General features: G+C 67.4%; 14 protein-coding genes. All 14 read right to left on the reverse strand.

The features are described from left to right. Positions 1 to 202: 202 nt before the first annotated feature. The 14 genes from HZI36_RS21290 to HZI36_RS21355 all read right to left on the reverse strand — a co-directional run bounded on the left by HZI36_RS21290 (position 203) and on the right by HZI36_RS21355 (position 15,013). Complete coding sequence (locus tag HZI36_RS21290; protein ID WP_179404644.1) at positions 203 to 793, reverse strand: phosphoribosyltransferase; 591 nt, start codon at positions 791 to 793, stop codon at positions 203 to 205. Between the two features lie 4 nt (positions 794 to 797). After that, the gene (locus HZI36_RS21295) at positions 798 to 2,144 is read right to left on the reverse strand and encodes an adenylosuccinate synthase (protein WP_179404645.1); all 1,347 of its coding nucleotides are present in this window, start codon (positions 2,142 to 2,144) and stop codon (positions 798 to 800) included. Between the two features lie 122 nt (positions 2,145 to 2,266). After that, positions 2,267 to 3,415 carry an ATP phosphoribosyltransferase regulatory subunit gene (locus HZI36_RS21300; RefSeq protein WP_179404646.1) on the reverse strand — a complete coding sequence of 383 codons (1,149 nt, stop codon included), beginning with the start codon at positions 3,413 to 3,415 and terminating at the stop codon, positions 2,267 to 2,269. A gap of 129 nt (positions 3,416 to 3,544) precedes the next feature. Further along, positions 3,545 to 3,736 carry a DUF2065 domain-containing protein gene (locus HZI36_RS21305; RefSeq protein WP_179404647.1) on the reverse strand — a complete coding sequence of 64 codons (192 nt, stop codon included), beginning with the start codon at positions 3,734 to 3,736 and terminating at the stop codon, positions 3,545 to 3,547. A 37-nt stretch (positions 3,737 to 3,773) separates the two neighbouring features. Beyond that, complete coding sequence (hflC, locus tag HZI36_RS21310) at positions 3,774 to 4,670, reverse strand: protease modulator HflC (protein WP_179404648.1); 897 nt, start codon at positions 4,668 to 4,670, stop codon at positions 3,774 to 3,776. A 14-nt stretch (positions 4,671 to 4,684) separates the two neighbouring features. Then, positions 4,685 to 6,022 (reverse strand): FtsH protease activity modulator HflK, encoded by a 1,338-nt coding sequence (gene hflK / locus HZI36_RS21315; RefSeq protein ID WP_179404649.1) that lies wholly within the window; start codon positions 6,020 to 6,022, stop codon positions 4,685 to 4,687. Between the two features lie 46 nt (positions 6,023 to 6,068). After that, positions 6,069 to 7,256: a GTPase HflX gene (hflX, locus tag HZI36_RS21320; protein ID WP_179404650.1), complete on the reverse strand. Its 1,188-nt coding sequence runs from the start codon at positions 7,254 to 7,256 to the stop codon at positions 6,069 to 6,071. 75 nt (positions 7,257 to 7,331) lie between these two features. Continuing rightward, complete coding sequence (hfq, locus tag HZI36_RS21325) at positions 7,332 to 7,571, reverse strand: RNA chaperone Hfq (RefSeq protein ID WP_006399927.1); 240 nt, start codon at positions 7,569 to 7,571, stop codon at positions 7,332 to 7,334. 161 nt (positions 7,572 to 7,732) lie between these two features. After that, entirely contained in the window at positions 7,733 to 9,070 is a 1,338-nt protein-coding gene (der, locus tag HZI36_RS21330; protein WP_179404651.1) for a ribosome biogenesis GTPase Der, read from the reverse strand. A gap of 230 nt (positions 9,071 to 9,300) precedes the next feature. Then, positions 9,301 to 10,446, reverse strand: a complete 1,146-nt coding sequence (gene bamB, locus HZI36_RS21335; protein ID WP_179404652.1) for an outer membrane protein assembly factor BamB — start codon at positions 10,444 to 10,446, stop codon at positions 9,301 to 9,303. Positions 10,447 to 10,489: 43 nt separating this feature from the next. Continuing rightward, complete coding sequence (locus HZI36_RS21340; RefSeq protein ID WP_179404653.1) at positions 10,490 to 11,119, reverse strand: YfgM family protein; 630 nt, start codon at positions 11,117 to 11,119, stop codon at positions 10,490 to 10,492. Positions 11,120 to 11,173: 54 nt separating this feature from the next. Further along, positions 11,174 to 12,511, reverse strand: coding sequence for a histidine--tRNA ligase (gene hisS, locus HZI36_RS21345; protein WP_179404654.1), 1,338 nt, complete (start codon positions 12,509 to 12,511; stop codon positions 11,174 to 11,176). A 20-nt stretch (positions 12,512 to 12,531) separates the two neighbouring features. Beyond that, entirely contained in the window at positions 12,532 to 13,851 is a 1,320-nt protein-coding gene (gene ispG / locus HZI36_RS21350) for a flavodoxin-dependent (E)-4-hydroxy-3-methylbut-2-enyl-diphosphate synthase (protein WP_179404655.1), read from the reverse strand. 76 nt (positions 13,852 to 13,927) lie between these two features. Next, the gene (locus HZI36_RS21355; RefSeq protein ID WP_179404656.1) at positions 13,928 to 15,013 is read right to left on the reverse strand and encodes a helix-turn-helix domain-containing protein; all 1,086 of its coding nucleotides are present in this window, start codon (positions 15,011 to 15,013) and stop codon (positions 13,928 to 13,930) included. Positions 15,014 to 15,016 lie beyond the last annotated feature (3 nt).

Raw genomic sequence — 15,016 nt, forward strand, 5'->3', positions numbered from 1 at the left:
TGCGGGCCGTGAAAACGCCGCCTTGCGATGTTGCCGCCATGCGACGAGCCCTTGACCGGCGGCCTGGAACGGGGTCAGGTCACCCCGCCAGGGTCGCCATCATAGCCGCGACCGCACGTTCTGCCTACCAACGAAGCCGCGCGCGCATGAAAAAGGCGCCGCAAGCGGCGCCTTGGCGGAAACGGCGAGCGGGACGGCGCGCTTACGCGTCGGCGCCGTCGCGGCGCGCGCGGCCACGCTTGATCCACGCCTCGAGATTGTGCGGGCGAACCGTGTCCCACTCCTCGAACGGCTGGTGAATCCACGGGTTCGTCGGCAGCGGCTGCACGTAGTAGTCGGGTTGCACCTTCGAGCAGCCCTTGTACCAGAGCACCGCCGAGCGGACCGACGTGACCGACGGATAGCGCTCCTTCAGATGCTCCTGCACGCGCGCGAGCGTGACGCCCGAATCGACGAGATCGTCGACGAGCAGCACGTTGCCCGAGAGATTGCCGCGCGTCATCGTGATGTACTGCGCAATGTCGAGCTGACCCTGCTCGCGCCCGGCCGCCTCGCGGTACGAGCTCGTCGCGAGAATCGCGAGCGGCACGTCGTAGATGCGCGACAGCTGATCGCCGACACGCAGGCCGCCGCGCGCGAGGCACAGGATCTGGTCGAACTTCCAGCCGGACTCGTGCACCTGCAGCGCGAGCAATTCGATCAGACGGTGATACTCGCTCCAGCCGACCCACAGATTGCGGTCGTCGTTGCGCGGATCGGTCATTTCGAGCGTCATCGGATTGTTCTGCGTCATCGTGTTACACCTTGAACGGATGGCGCAGCAGAATCGTCTCGTCGCGGTCCGGGCCCGTCGACACCATGTCGACCGGCACGCCCGCCACTTCCTGCACGCGGCTCAGATACGCGCGCGCGTTGGCCGGCAGCGCGTCCCACGACTTGATGCCGACGGTGCTTTCCTTCCAGCCGGAGAACGTCTCGTAGACCGGCTCGCAGCGCGCGACTTCGGCGGCGCCGCGCGGCAGGATATCCACGTCCTGGCCATCGATCTTGTAGCCGACGCAGAGCTTCACTTCGTCGAGGCCGTCGAGCACGTCGAGCTTCGTCATGCAGAGGCCCGACACGCCGTTGATCTGGATCGAGCGGCGCAGCGCGGCCGCGTCGAGCCAGCCGGTGCGGCGCGGACGGCCGGTGACCGAGCCGAACTCCTTGCCGACGTTCGCGAGCGTGATGCCGACCTGATCCTGACGCTTCGGATTGTCCGCATCGTACAGCTCGCTCGGGAACGGGCCCGCGCCGACGCGCGTGCAGTACGCCTTCGTGATGCCGAGGATGTAGTTGAGCTTGTGCGGACCGACGCCCGCGCCGGCCGCGGCCGCGCCGGCGACGCAGTTGCTCGACGTGACGAACGGATAGGTGCCGTGGTCGATGTCGAGCAGCGTGCCTTGCGCGCCTTCGAACAGCAGGTTGCGGCCCGCGTTGTTTTCCTCGTACAGGCGGCGCGACACGTCGGCGACCATCGGCTTCAGGCGATCCGCGTAGCCGAGCATCGTGTCGAGCGTCGACTGGAAGTCGACCGCGTTGCCGCCCAGGTACTGGGTCAGCACGAAGTTGTGGTAGTCGAGGTTTTCGCGCAGGCGGTCCGCGAAGGTGCTCGCGTCGAACAGATCCTGCACGCGCAGCGCGCGGCGGCCGACCTTGTCCTCGTACGCGGGCCCGATGCCGCGGCCCGTCGTGCCGATCTTGCCCGCGCCCTTGCGCGCTTCGCGCGCCTGGTCGATCGCGATGTGATACGGGAGGATCAGCGTGGCCGCTTCGGAGATGAACAGACGCTCCCGCACGTTCAGGCCGGCGTCTTCGAGCTCGCCGATTTCCTTGAACAGCGCTTCGGGGGACAACACGACGCCGTTGCCGATGTAGCAGGCGACGCCATCACGCATGATGCCCGACGGGATGAGGCGCAAGATCGTCTTCTTGCCGCCGATGATGAGGGTGTGGCCGGCGTTGTGGCCGCCCTGGAAACGCACGACGCCGTGGGCGTGGTCCGTCAGCCAGTCGACGATCTTGCCTTTGCCTTCATCACCCCACTGCGTTCCCACGACGACGACGTTGCGCCCGGGAGTCACGTTCACTGCGCTGGCAGACATGTTGATTCGTTAGCTGGTTAAAAACGTATTTTACCTAGGTTCGCGCCCGGTTCCGAATTTTTCCGTTTCGCGTCAACGGTATGGCACCCGGAACGGCACCCGGAATCCGGCGCGACCGCCCATCAGCGCGGCTCGACCACCCACGCGCCGTTGCGCTCGACGAGCGCGCGATCGCACGCGAACTCGTCCAGCACGTGATCGTGCCCCGGCAGCGCCTGGATCACGACTTCGCCCGCATCGCGCAGCGCGGACACCGCCGCGCGCAGCGCGCCGTCCTGCGCCCACGGCGCGAGGATCGCGGTGCCGCGCGCCTCGACCGGCGAGATCCGCGCGATTTCGCGCAGGTCGAGCGAAAACCCGGTCGCGGGCCGCGCACGGCCGTACGCCTGCCCGACGTGGTCGTAGCGGCCGCCGCGCGCGACCGCGTTCGGCACGCCGTCGACGTAGGCGGAGAACATCGCGCCGCTGTGGTACGCGTAGCCGCGCAGATCCGCGAGATCGATCGCGACCTCCGCACCCTGGACCTGCGCCGCGAGCTGCGCGAGATCGTCGAGCGCGCGCGTGATCTCCGGCAGCGCCGGCAAGACTTTGCGCGCTTCGTCGAGCACGCTCGCGTCGCCGTACAGATGCGGCAGCGCGCGCAGCGCGGTGCGTGTGTCGGCATCGAGATCGCCGGTCAGCTCCACGATCAGCGGCACGTCCTTGCCCGCGAGCGCGTCGTACAGCGCTTCGCCGCGCTCGGCGGCGCGCGCGTCGCGCGCGAACAGCGCGGCCAGCACGCCCGCGTGGCACAGATCGAGGCGGATTTTCGACAGGCCGGCCAGATGCAGCGCGTCGAGCATCAGCTGCTGGACCTCGAGATCGGCCTCGAGCCCCGCGTGGCCGTAGATTTCGGCGCCGATCTGGATCTGCTCGCGCGTCGCGTGCAGCCCGCGCGGCCGCGTATGCAGCACGTTGCCCGCATAGCAGAGGCGCGTGACGCCCTGGCGGTTCAGCAGATGCGCGTCGATGCGCGCGACCTGCGGCGTGATGTCGGCGCGCAGGCCGAGCGTGCGGCCCGACAGTTGATCGACGAGCTTGAACGTGCGCAGGTTCAGATCGTTGCCGCCGCTCGTCAGCAGCGACTCGAGATATTCGAGCAGCGGCGGCATCACCATCTCGTAGCCGTACGAACGGAAGCGGTCGAGCAGCCTGCGGCGCAGCTCCTCGATCTTGCGCGCTTCCGACGGCAATACGTCGGCGATATTCTCGGGAAGTAACCAGGTCGACATCGGTACGGTCCTACGACGGGGAACAAGGCGCGCGACACGCGCGCCGCGGTTGATAGGTTGAATCCTGGACGGACGGCGGATGCGCGGTCCGGATCGGGTTTCCGGTCAGGGCTCCGGTCAGGTCTGCGCTCAGGTGGCGAGCATCAGCAGCGCGAGCCCGAGCCCCATCACGATCAGCCCGCCGATCCGGATATGATGCGGCGGCCGCTCCGCTATTCTACGAAACGTATCGCGCCACGCGACCGGAAACACGAACGGGAAAATCCCTTCGATGATCAGCATCAGCGCGACGGCAAGCAACAACGATCCAGCCAGATCCATGCGATCGACGGCGCCGCGCTGCGCGGCGCCCCTTGTATCAGTGTTTGCGGGAAGCGGACGCCGGCGCGGCGTCGCCCGTCGGGCTGCGCATGAAGCGGAAGAACTCGCTGTCCGGATCGACGACGATCACGTCGTTGCGCTTGAAGCTGTTCCGGTACGCCTGCAGGCTCGCGTAGAACTTGTAGAACTCCGGATCGCGGCCGAACGCGTCGGCCGCGATCGTCGCCGCCTTCGCATCGCCCTCGCCCTTGATCGTCTGCGCGCTCTTGTACGCATTCGCGAGCACCGCCTGCTGCTCCTGCTCCGCGTCGGCCTTGATCGTCTCGACCTGCGCGCCACCCTCCGCGCGCACCTGCGCGGCCTGCGCGTGCAGCGCGGCGATCATCCGCTGATACGCGGCGTCCGCCTGGTCGGCCGGCAGATCGACGCGCGTGAGCTGCACGTCGACGACGTCGACGCCGAGCCCGGCCGCCCGCGCCTGCAGCGCGTTGCGCGCATCGTCGGCGATCGCGCGCTGGCCGCCGATCGCGTCGTCGAGCGCGCGCTTGCCGATCGCGTCGCCGAGCGCGCCCTTCAGCGCGGCATTCAGCCGGTCCGCCGCACCCTGCGGATCGCCGCCGGTCTCGCGGAAATATTTCATCGGATCCGTGACGCGATACTTGACCGCGTAGCCGACGAGCAGGTTGTGCTTGTCGTCGGTCGCGTACTGCTGCAGGTCGGCCGAATCGAGCGACTGCAGGCGCATGTCGACGAGGGTCGCCGTCTGCAGCGGCGGCGGCAGCTTGAAGTGCACGCCGGGGCCGACGAGGACCGGCTCGGTGCCGGCGCGCCCCGCGAGCACGGCCGCGTAGCGCGGATCGACGGTCAGAATGGTCGACGAGGCGGCAAACGCGACGATCAGGATCGCGACGACGAGCGCAATGATTCGATTCATGGCATGCGCTCCCGTCACGGCTGATCGTCGTCGCGCGATCGGCTGCGAAGCACGTCGCGCGAGCGCACCGACGAGCCGGCGTCCGGCGCGGACGCGGCCGGTGCCGCGCTGGCGGACGCGGCCGAAGCCGAAGCCGTTGCAGCAGGCGCCTGAACGCCTTGCGCCGACGACGCGCCCGTGCCGCTTTCCGCGTTCTGACGCCCCTGCGCGACGATCTTGTCGAGCGGCAGATACAGCAGGCTGTTGCCCGTCTTGCTGCCGACGTAGATCTTCGTCGAATTCGAATAGATTTCCTGCATGGTCTCCAGATACATCCGTTCGCGGATCACGGCCGGCGCTTTCGCGTACTGCGCGTAGACCTGCTTGAAGCGCTCGGCGTCGCCCTCGGCCTGCGAGACGACACGATCGGCGTACGATTTCGCGTCGTCGATCATCTTCGCGGCGTCGCCCTGCGCCTTCGGCAGCAGATCGTTCGCATACGCCTGCGCGGCGCGCTTCGCGGCCTCGCGCGCATCACGCGCGCCCGACACCTCCGCGTACGCGGCCTGCGTCTGCTCGGGCGCCGCGACGCCCTGCATCGTCACGCCGGTGACTTCGAGGCCCGTCTGGTAGCGGTCGAGATCGTGCTGGATCGCTTCGGTGAGTTGCTGGCGCAGCGCGTCGCGGTCCTGGCTCAGCACGTCGGTCGCGCTGCGCATGCCGACGATCGAGCGCACCGCCGCCTGCGCGGACTGCATCAGGCTGTGCTCGGGATCGGCGCCGCGGAACAGATAGTCGGTGGCCGAGCGGATCCGGTATTGAACGGCGAAGCGCACGTCGACGACGTCCGCGTCGCGCGTGAGCATCGACGATTCCTTCACGTTCGACGGCCGCACGACGTTGTTGCGGCCGATCTCGATCGAGCGGACCTGCGACGTATCGACGATGTCCTGCGTGCCGAACGGATAAGGCAGGCGCCAGTGCACGCCCTGCTCGACGGTGCCCGCATAGCGGCCGAGCTGGAGCACGACGCCGGTCTGGCCTTCCTGCACGACGAACAGCCCGCTGCCGGCGTACATCGCGATCAGCACGCCGATCACGATGCCGATACCGATCCGCGCCGCGCGGCCGTTGTCCGGGCGCAGGCCGTTGCCGCCCTTGCCGCCGAACATTCCGCTCAGGCGCCGGTTGAAGTTCCGCCACATTTCGTCGAGATCGGGCGGGCCATCGCCGTCACCGCCCGGCGGCCGTTTCGATTCGTTGGCGCGGGGTTTGGCTTCGCCATTGCCGTCGCCACGCCCCCAGCGGGGATCGTTGATCGACATCGAGGCGCGCTTGCGCAGCCAGGTACTCCGCTCTTTGTATTCGTTCACCAGAGTGTGTTCACCAGAATGGGCGCCAGCGGCCCGACCGAGCCGGTCAGCGCCCAGGTTCGGAAACCGTGTGGTCTTCGTGTGATTCCGCCGGCGCGCCGTCGAGCGCGCCGTCGAGCGCGCAGTTGAACGAGCCTGCGCCGGAAAGATGTTCCGCGCTAGCGATCTCGGCAATGGCGGCGCGCAGCGCGTCCAAACCCTGACCGGTGCGCGCGCTCAAAAAGACGCGCGAAATATTACCATACTCGTCCCGCTCGACCGCGTCGGCACGGGCCGCCAGCTCGGGCACCGCGTCGATCTTGTTGAACACGAGCACCTGGCGGATCGTGTCCGCGCCGATCTCGTGGAGCACGCCGTTCACCTGCTCGATCTGCTCGAGCCGCACCGCGCTCGACGCATCGACGACATGCAGCAGCAGATCCGCGTGGATCGTCTCCTCGAGCGTCGCGCGGAACGCGGCAACGAGCTGGTGCGGCAACTCGCGGATGAAGCCGACCGTGTCGGACACGACGATCTGGCCGACGTCGTCGCCGAGATAGACGCGCCGCGACGTCGTGTCGAGCGTCGCGAACAGCTGGTCGGCCGCATACGCCTGCGCTTTCGTCAGCGCATTGAAGAGCGTCGACTTGCCCGCATTCGTATACCCGACGAGCGACACCGACATCGTGCCGCTCCGCGCGCGCTGACGGCGCTGCGTGCTGTGCTGGCGGCGAAGCCTGTCGAGCCGCGACTTCAGCATCTTGATCCGCTCGCCGATCAGCCGGCGGTCGGTTTCGAGCTGGGTTTCGCCGGGGCCGCGCAGGCCGATACCACCCTTTTGCCGCTCGAGGTGAGTCCACGCGCGGATCAGCCGCGTCGACAGATACTGGAGCTGCGCGAGTTCGACCTGCAGCTTGCCTTCGTGGCTGCGCGCGCGCTGCGCGAAGATATCGAGGATCAGGCTCGTGCGGTCGACGACGCGCCGGTTCAGCGCGCGCTCCAGATTGCGCTGCTGCGCGGGCGCGAGTGCGTGATTGAAGATGACGATTTCGACGTCGTTCGCGTCGCAGGCAAGCCGCAGTTCTTCGGCTTTGCCGCTGCCGACGAACATCGCGGCATCGGGGCTCGACCGGCGGCCGGTCAGCGTGACGGCGGGGTGTGCTCCCGCGCTGGTTGCGAGGAGGCTCAGTTCTTCGAGGCTGGCGTCGAAATCGGTCTTGCCGAAGTCGATACCGACGAGCGCTGCGTTGATCAAATTGTCGGCTATCAAGTCAGGGAAAGGCGGCTGGCGTCGGTCGCATGCGGCAAACGGCGCCAGCCGCGTCAAAGGTTAGGACGATGCTTCCGCATCCGGGTGGAAGTTCACGGGACGCGCGGGCACGACGGTCGAAATCGCGTGCTTGTAAACCATCTGGGTCACCGTATTCCGGAGCAACACGACGTACTGGTCGAACGATTCAATGTTCCCTTGGAGTTTGATGCCGTTGACGAGATAGATCGAAACGGGCACGTGCTCCTTGCGCAGTGCGTTCAAAAACGGGTCTTGTAACAATTGCCCTTTGTTGCTCATGGCGTACTCCATCTTGTGTTGCAGGTTGATTTGAATTGAGCCGAAGAAAAAGAAATCCGGCGTCAATCGCTACACTATAGCCGATTTTGCATGCCCCGCCCGGGCTGCGGCCATTCGGCCTACCCCTTCCTCTGCCTTGCCTGGCGTGCGAGACGGGCAATTCAGCTCTTGTCCGCGTACGGATTCGTCGTCGAACGGAACTCTATGCGCAATGGAGTCCCGGTCAGCGAGAAAGTTTCGCGGAAGCGATTTTCCAGATAGCGCTTGTAGGTTTCCGTGACGGCGTCGAGCGCGTTGCCGTGAATCACGATGATCGGCGGATTCTGCCCGCCCTGGTGCGCGTAGCGCAGCTTCGGGCGCACCGGACCACGGCGGCGCGGCTGCTGGAATTCGACCGCCTCGATCAGCGCGCGCGTGAGCTTCGGCGTCGGCAGTTTCGCCATCGCGGCCGCGTACGCGTCGTCGACCGAGCGCATCAGCGGGGCGATGCCCGTCTTCTCCGCGGCCGAGATGAAGTGGAACTTCGCGAACTCGAGGAATTTCAGCTTGCGGGTCAAATCCGCTTTCGTGCGCTCGCGCACGTGCGCATCGAGGCCGTCCCACTTGTTCACGCCGACGACGAGCGCGCGCCCCTGCTCGACGACGAAGCCCGCGATGTGCGCATCCTGGTCGGAAATGTCCTGGCGCGCATCCAGCAGAAGAATCACGACGTTCGCATCGGCGATCGACTGGAGCGTCTTCACGACCGAGAACTTCTCGATCGCCTCGAACACCTTGCCGCGCCGGCGCAGGCCGGCCGTGTCGATCAGCGTGTACTGCTTGCCGTTGCGCTCGAAGTCGACGTAGATCGAATCGCGCGTCGTGCCGGGCATGTCGAATGCGATCACGCGGTCTTCGCCGATCAGCGTGTTCACGAGCGTCGACTTGCCGACGTTCGGCCGGCCGACGATCGCGATCTTGGTTCCGCGCTTGCCCGCGTCGTCGTCGCTCTCCTCGGGCTGGCCGGCGTACGCGACGCCGAGCGCCTCGTTGATCATCTCGGTCACGCCGTCGCCGTGCGCGGCCGAAATCACGCGCGGATCGCCGAGCCCGAGCTCGTAGAAATCCGACGCGACCGCCGTGTACTTCATCCCCTCCGCCTTGTTGACGACGAGGAAGATCGGCCGGCCGGTCTTGCGCAGATAGTCGGCGATCGATTTGTCCTGCGGCGCGAGGCCGTTGCGGCCGTCGACGATGAACACGACGACGTCGGCCTCCTCGACCGCCTGCCGCGTCTGGCGCGCCATCTCGTGCAGGATGCCGTCCTTCGCGACCGGCTCGAAGCCGCCGGTGTCGACGACGAGATACGGCCGCTCGCCGACCCGCCCCTCGCCGTAGTGGCGATCGCGCGTCAAGCCGGGCAAATCGGCGACCAGCGCATCGCGCGAGCGCGTGAGCCGGTTGAACAGCGTGGATTTCCCCACATTGGGGCGCCCAACGAGGGCTATGACCGGTTTCATCTGATCTTGTCTACGGTGAAAGCGCAGCAGCGGGAAGCCCGCTGCTGCGGGCGGCTGCGCTGGATGCAAATTATCACGAATTCGCGCCGCGCCGGATGCGCGCGCGAGCGTGCGATGCGCGCCGGCGAACTTTCGCTCGAACGGTGCTGCCAAAAAAACCCAAGCGGCCGGACTCGCCGGCCGCTTTTAAATCGGGACGCCCGGTTAGGGACGCCCGCGCGCCGCCGCACTCAGTGCGGACGGAAGCCGTACAGGTCGCCGTCCTTCGTCTGCACGACGAGCGTGTCGCCCGCGAGGACCGGCGCCGCCGTGATCGGGCTGCCGTCGGTCTTCATCCGCGCGATGAACGCGCCGTCGTCGCGCGACAGGAAATGCACGTAGCCCTGATAGTCGCCCATCACGAGCGCGCGGCCGAGCAGATACGGCACGCCGACGTCACGGCTCTTCAGCTTGTCGTTGCGCCAGAGCGGGTTGCCGGTCGACGCGTCGTACGCGGTCACGACCGACCAGTCGTCGCCGCCCGCGACGATCGAATCGTCCTGCGCCAGCCCGCTGCGGCTCGAGAACGGCTTTTCCCACATCGGCCGGCCCGAGTTCGCATCGAAGCAGCCCATCTGGCCCTGGAACGTCACCGCGCACGTCTGAGCGCCGACGAGCGTCGGCGGGCCGCTCACGTCGTTGATCCGCTCGACTTCGGTCACGCCCTTCGGGAACGATACCGGCGTCTGCCAGTACGGTTCGCCGGTCTGCAGGTTGATCGCGACGAGCCCGCCGCCGGGGAAGCCGGCGAGCACCGCCGCATCGCCCGCGAACGTCATGCCGGCCGACACGCGCAGGTTCAGCGGCACCGCGCGGTTGCGGTAGTTCCACTTCTGCTCGCCCGTCTGCGCGGCGAACGCGATCACCTGGCCGTCGATCGTGCGCACGATCACGAGGCCGTTGCCGACGAGCGGCGGCGAGATGATCTCGCCCTGCACGTTCGACTTCCACAGCAGCTTGCCGTCCGGGCCGAGCACGAACACGCCGCCCTTCAGCGCGCCGACCGCGGTCAGGTTGCCGTCGCTGCCGACGCCGGCCGACAGGTCCGAATCGAGCTTCGCATGCCAGACTGTCTGGCCGGTCTTTCCGTCGATCTTCTCGACCGAGCCGTTCTCGCCCGCGGCATAGACCGCGTCGCCGACCGCGACCGGTGCGAACAGGTAGCGGCCGCTCTTGCCGACGCTCGCCTTCCAGACCTGTTGCACGTCAAGGACGGACTTGAACTCGGTAAGCGGCGTCGGCACGCGGCGCGCGTCCTTCGATGACGAGCAGGCCGCCAATGCCAGGACGGCCGCCGCGCAGGCAACGGGCACAGCGTAACGTTTCAGCAAATTCATCGGTTAGCGAAGCAGAAGTTGAGAGGTTGAAGGAGCCGCCGGATCAGCCGCCGAGCGCATCGAGCTTGAACTGCACGAGCTGGCGCGCGGACGAGTCGTCCTTCGGCAGGCTGTCGAGCGCGAGCTTGTACGCGGCGCGCGCGTCGTCGGCCTTGCCCTGCGCGGCGAGCAAGTCGCCGCGACGATCGGCCACGAGGCCCTTGAATGCGTCGTCGGCCGTGCCGGACAGTAGCGCGAGCCCGGCGTCGTACGCCTTTTCGTCGAGCAGCAGCGACGCGAGCCGCAGCCTCGCGATCTGCTTGTACTCGTCGTCCTTCGCGTGATCGACCGCCCACTGCAGCTGCGCCTTCGCGCCAGCCGTGTTGCCGGTGCCGTACAGCACCTTCGCGGCGGCGAGCGCGGTCATCTGCGCATACGGCGTGCCGCTGTACTTGTCTTCCATGTCGGACGACGCGCGGGCCATCTTCGCGCCGTCGTTCGCGGCGGCCGCCTGCAGCACCTGCTCGTAGAGGCCGGCCGCTTCCGCGGTCTGGCGGCGCTGCCAGTAATTCCAGCCGTTGAAGCCGGCCGCGACGACCAGCGCGGCGAGGACGATCCACGTGGTCAGGTTGCCCCAGCGGGCCCACCACGCCTTGAGGCTTTCAATCGATTCTTGTTCGTCGTGATAACTCATCGCGTAGCGATTCCTTCCTGTTCAGGCTTTTCCGGTCGAGCGAACGCGGTGCGATCAGTCTTCGCCGTCTTCGGCGGATGCAACCATCGCATTGATTAGAAATTCGGTCAAGTTTTCGACCGGCACGGTCTGCTGAGCGTTCTTCTCGCCTTCGTCGACCCCGCGCAGCGCCTTCACGCCGGCCGTGCCGTTCGCGATTTCGTCTTCGCCGAAGATCACCGCGAACGCGGCGCCGCTCGCATCCGCGCGCTTCATCTGCGACTTGAAGCTCGCTGACGCGCCGTCCGCGCTGCAGTGGAAGATCACGTCGAGGCCGGTGTCGCGCAGCCGCTCGGCGACAATGAACGCCTGCTCGCGCGCGGCGTCGCCCTGATGCACGACGTACACGTCGACGCCGTCCTGCTCCGGCACGAGGTCCTCTTCCTTCAGCAGCTCGAGGATCCGCTCGATGCCCATCGCCCAGCCGCATGCGGCCGTCGGCTTGCCGCCGAGCTGCTCGATCAGCGGATCGTAGCGGCCGCCCGCCGCGACCGTGCCCTGCGCGCCGAGCTTGTCGGTGACCCACTCGAACACGGTCAGGTTGTAGTAGTCGAGGCCGCGCACGAGACGCGGATTGATCGTGAACGGAATGTTGTTCGCCTTCAGCAGACGCTGCAGCCCGTCGAAGTGCGCACGCGACGCGTCGCCGAGGAAATCGATCAGCTTCGGCGCGTTCTGCGCGATCTCCTGCAGCGCCGGGTTCTTCGTGTCGAGCACGCGCAGCGGGTTCGTATAGAGGCGCCGCTGTGCGTCGGCGTCGAGCACGTCGACGTACTGCTCGAGATACTTGATCAGCTCGACGCGATGCGCGGCGCGCTCTTCGGCGAGGCCGAGCGAGTTGAGCTCGAGGCGGATGCCGGTCAGCCCGAGGTCGTCCCACAGGCGCTGGCACATCATGATGATTTCCGCATCCGCATCCGGGCCCGCGAAGCCGAGCGCCTCGACGCCGACCTGGTGGAACTGCCGGTAGCGGCCGCGCTGCGGACGCTCGTGGCGGAACATCGGCCCGATGTACCACAGACGCTTCGGGCCGTCGTACAGCATGTTGTGCTCGATCGACGCGCGCACGACGGCGGCCGTGTTCTCCGGACGCATCGTCAGGTTTTCGCCGTTCAGCGCGTCGGTGAAGCTGTACATCTCCTTCTCGACGATGTCCGTCACCTCGCCGATGCCGCGCGTGAAGAGCTGCGTATGCTCGACGATCGGCGTGCGGATGTTCTGGTAGCCGTATGCGCGCAGCAGCGATTTCGCGGTGGCTTCGAAGAATTCCCACAGGCCGGCATCCTGCGGGAGGATGTCGTTCATGCCCTTGACGCCCGCGAGCTTCTCGATCTTGCGTTTCTGTTCAGTCATCGATGTGTGGTTGACGGAGATTAATTCAGTGCAGCGGCTTGACCTTGGACGGCCCCGCCGTAAGTACGTTCGACGTAGTCGCTGACGATCTGCTGGAATTCCTCGGCGATGCGTTCGCCGCGCAGGGTCTTGACCTTCTCGCCGTCGATGAAGACGGGTGCGGCCGGGTTCTCACCCGAGCCCGGCAGGCTGATGCCGATGTTCGCGTGCTTCGACTCGCCCGGGCCGTTCACGATGCAGCCCATCACCGCGACGTGCATCTTCTCGACGCCCGGATAGTCCTTGCGCCAGGCCGGCATCTGCTCGCGCAGATACGTCTGGATCTGCATCGCGAGTTCCTGGAACAGCGTGCTCGTCGTGCGGCCGCAGCCGGGGCAAGCGATCACCATCGGCGCGAACGAGCGCAGGCCCATCGTCTGCAGGATCTCCTGCCCGACGATCACCTCGCCGGTGCGCGACGCACCCGGTTCCGGCGTCAGCGAGATGCGGATCGTGTCGCCGATGCCTTCCTGCAGCAGCACGCCGAGCGCGGCCGTCGACGCGACGATCCCCTTCGAGCCCATGCCCGCCTCGGTCAATCCGAGGTGCAGCGCGAAGCCGCAGCGTTGAGCGAGCTCGCGGTAGACGGCGATCAGGTCCTGCACGCCGCTGACCTTGCACGACAGGATGATCTTGTTGCGCGGCAGGCCGATCTCGACCGCGCGCTCGGCCGAGCCGATCGCCGACTGGATCAGCGCCTCGTACATCACGCTCTGCGCTTCCCACGGCTCGCTGCGCGACGCGTTCTCGTCCATCATCCGCGCGAGCAGATCCTGATCGAGGCTGCCCCAGTTCACGCCGATCCGCACCGGCTTGTCGTACCGGATCGCCGTTTCGATCATCTGCGCGAACTGCGTGTCGCGCTTCGCGCCCTGGCCGACGTTGCCCGGATTGATCCGGTACTTCGACAGCGCTTGCGCGCAGTCCGGGTAGTCGCGCAGCAGCAGGTGGCCGTTGTAATGGAAGTCACCGACGAGCGGCACCGTCACGCCCATCCGGTCGAGCTGCTCGCGGACCGCCGGCACCGCGGCCGCGGCTTCCGGCGTGTTGACCGTGATCCGCACGAGCTCGGAGCCCGCGTTCGCGAGTTCCTTGACCTGGATCGCGGTACCGATCGCGTCTGCGGTGTCGGTGTTCGTCATCGACTGCACGCGCACCGGCGCATCGCCGCCGATCGTCACGAGCTGCCCGCCCCAGCGGACATCCACCGCATGCGACACGCGGCGCGGCGCGTGCCCGCCGAACACCGGCTCGGTTGAACAAATCTGACTGCTGCGTGGGGATTGAGCTTCGGATTGCATCGATAGATCCATTTACGCCGAATGCGCCGCCGCGCGACGCACGAATTGAAAAAGCGCCGTGCCACGGCGCTTGACGTCAGGGCAACATGAAACGCGCCACGTTCCCCCGCGCCGCCGAATATTTTGCCGGATCGACGGGGTGTCCGTCGAAAGCGACCGCATCGAGGCCGGCCTTGTTGCCGATCGTCACCTTCAGCGGCGGGACACCGGCGACCTGCTTCGTCTCGCCCGCATGGACGAGCCCCGAGAACACTTCCTTGCCACTCTTGTCGCGCACGCCGAACCAGCTGTCCTGCTTGACCTTCAGCTCGACCATCGACTGCCCGGCGGCCAGCGCGACGCTGGCCGGCTGCGCGGCCGAAGCCGACGTGGCCACCGCTGCCGCGCTCGCGGCCGGCGCCGCGACGGTCGCGGGCTGCAATACGGGCTGCGATACGGGCTGCGATACGGGCACGGGCGCCGACACTGATGCCGACATCGGCGCCGACGCAACCGGCGCAGCTGCAGCGGCCACCTGCGAAGCCGCTGCCGACGCCGATGCGCCGGCCGGCGCGGCCGTATCGGTCGCCACGGTGGACGCTGCGGACGATACACCGCCCGCATTCGCGCCGTCGACGGCCGGCGCCGACGCGTTCTGCGCCGGCTGCGCGCCGGACCCGCCGCCCTTGAAGCGCGCGAGCCAGTTCGACGAATCGCCGCCAGTGTGCCACATCGCCGCGGCGATCAACGCAACGATCGCGGCGGCGGCGCCCCAGAGCCACGGCCGACGGCGCGACGAGCCGCCGAGCGAGATCGACACGCGCCCGCGCGGCAGATCCGTCCCCGCGGACGCCGGCAGCGACAGATCGACCGCCGGTTCGCCGCGTTCGCGCCGCAGTGCCTGCGCGAACGGCTCCGGATCGACGCCGAGCACCTTCGCGTAGCTGCGCACGACGCCGAGCGCGAACGTGAGCCCCGGCAGATGGCTGATGTCGCCCGCCTCGAGCGCCCGCAGCTTCGGCGGCGCGACCTTCAGGCGCGCCGACACGTCGTCGACCGACCAGCCTTTCGCCTCGCGAAGCTGCGCCAGCCGGCTTCCCACTGCCTTCAACGATTCAAGTCCAGCCGGTGCCGGTTTGCCGGCATTCGTGTCTGCGCCGTTTGACGGCTGCGGCTCACTCATCCT

The sequence above is a fragment of the Burkholderia guangdongensis genome (genome assembly GCF_013403875.1).
In the GTDB taxonomy this organism is placed as follows: Bacteria; Pseudomonadota; Gammaproteobacteria; order Burkholderiales; family Burkholderiaceae; genus Burkholderia; species Burkholderia guangdongensis.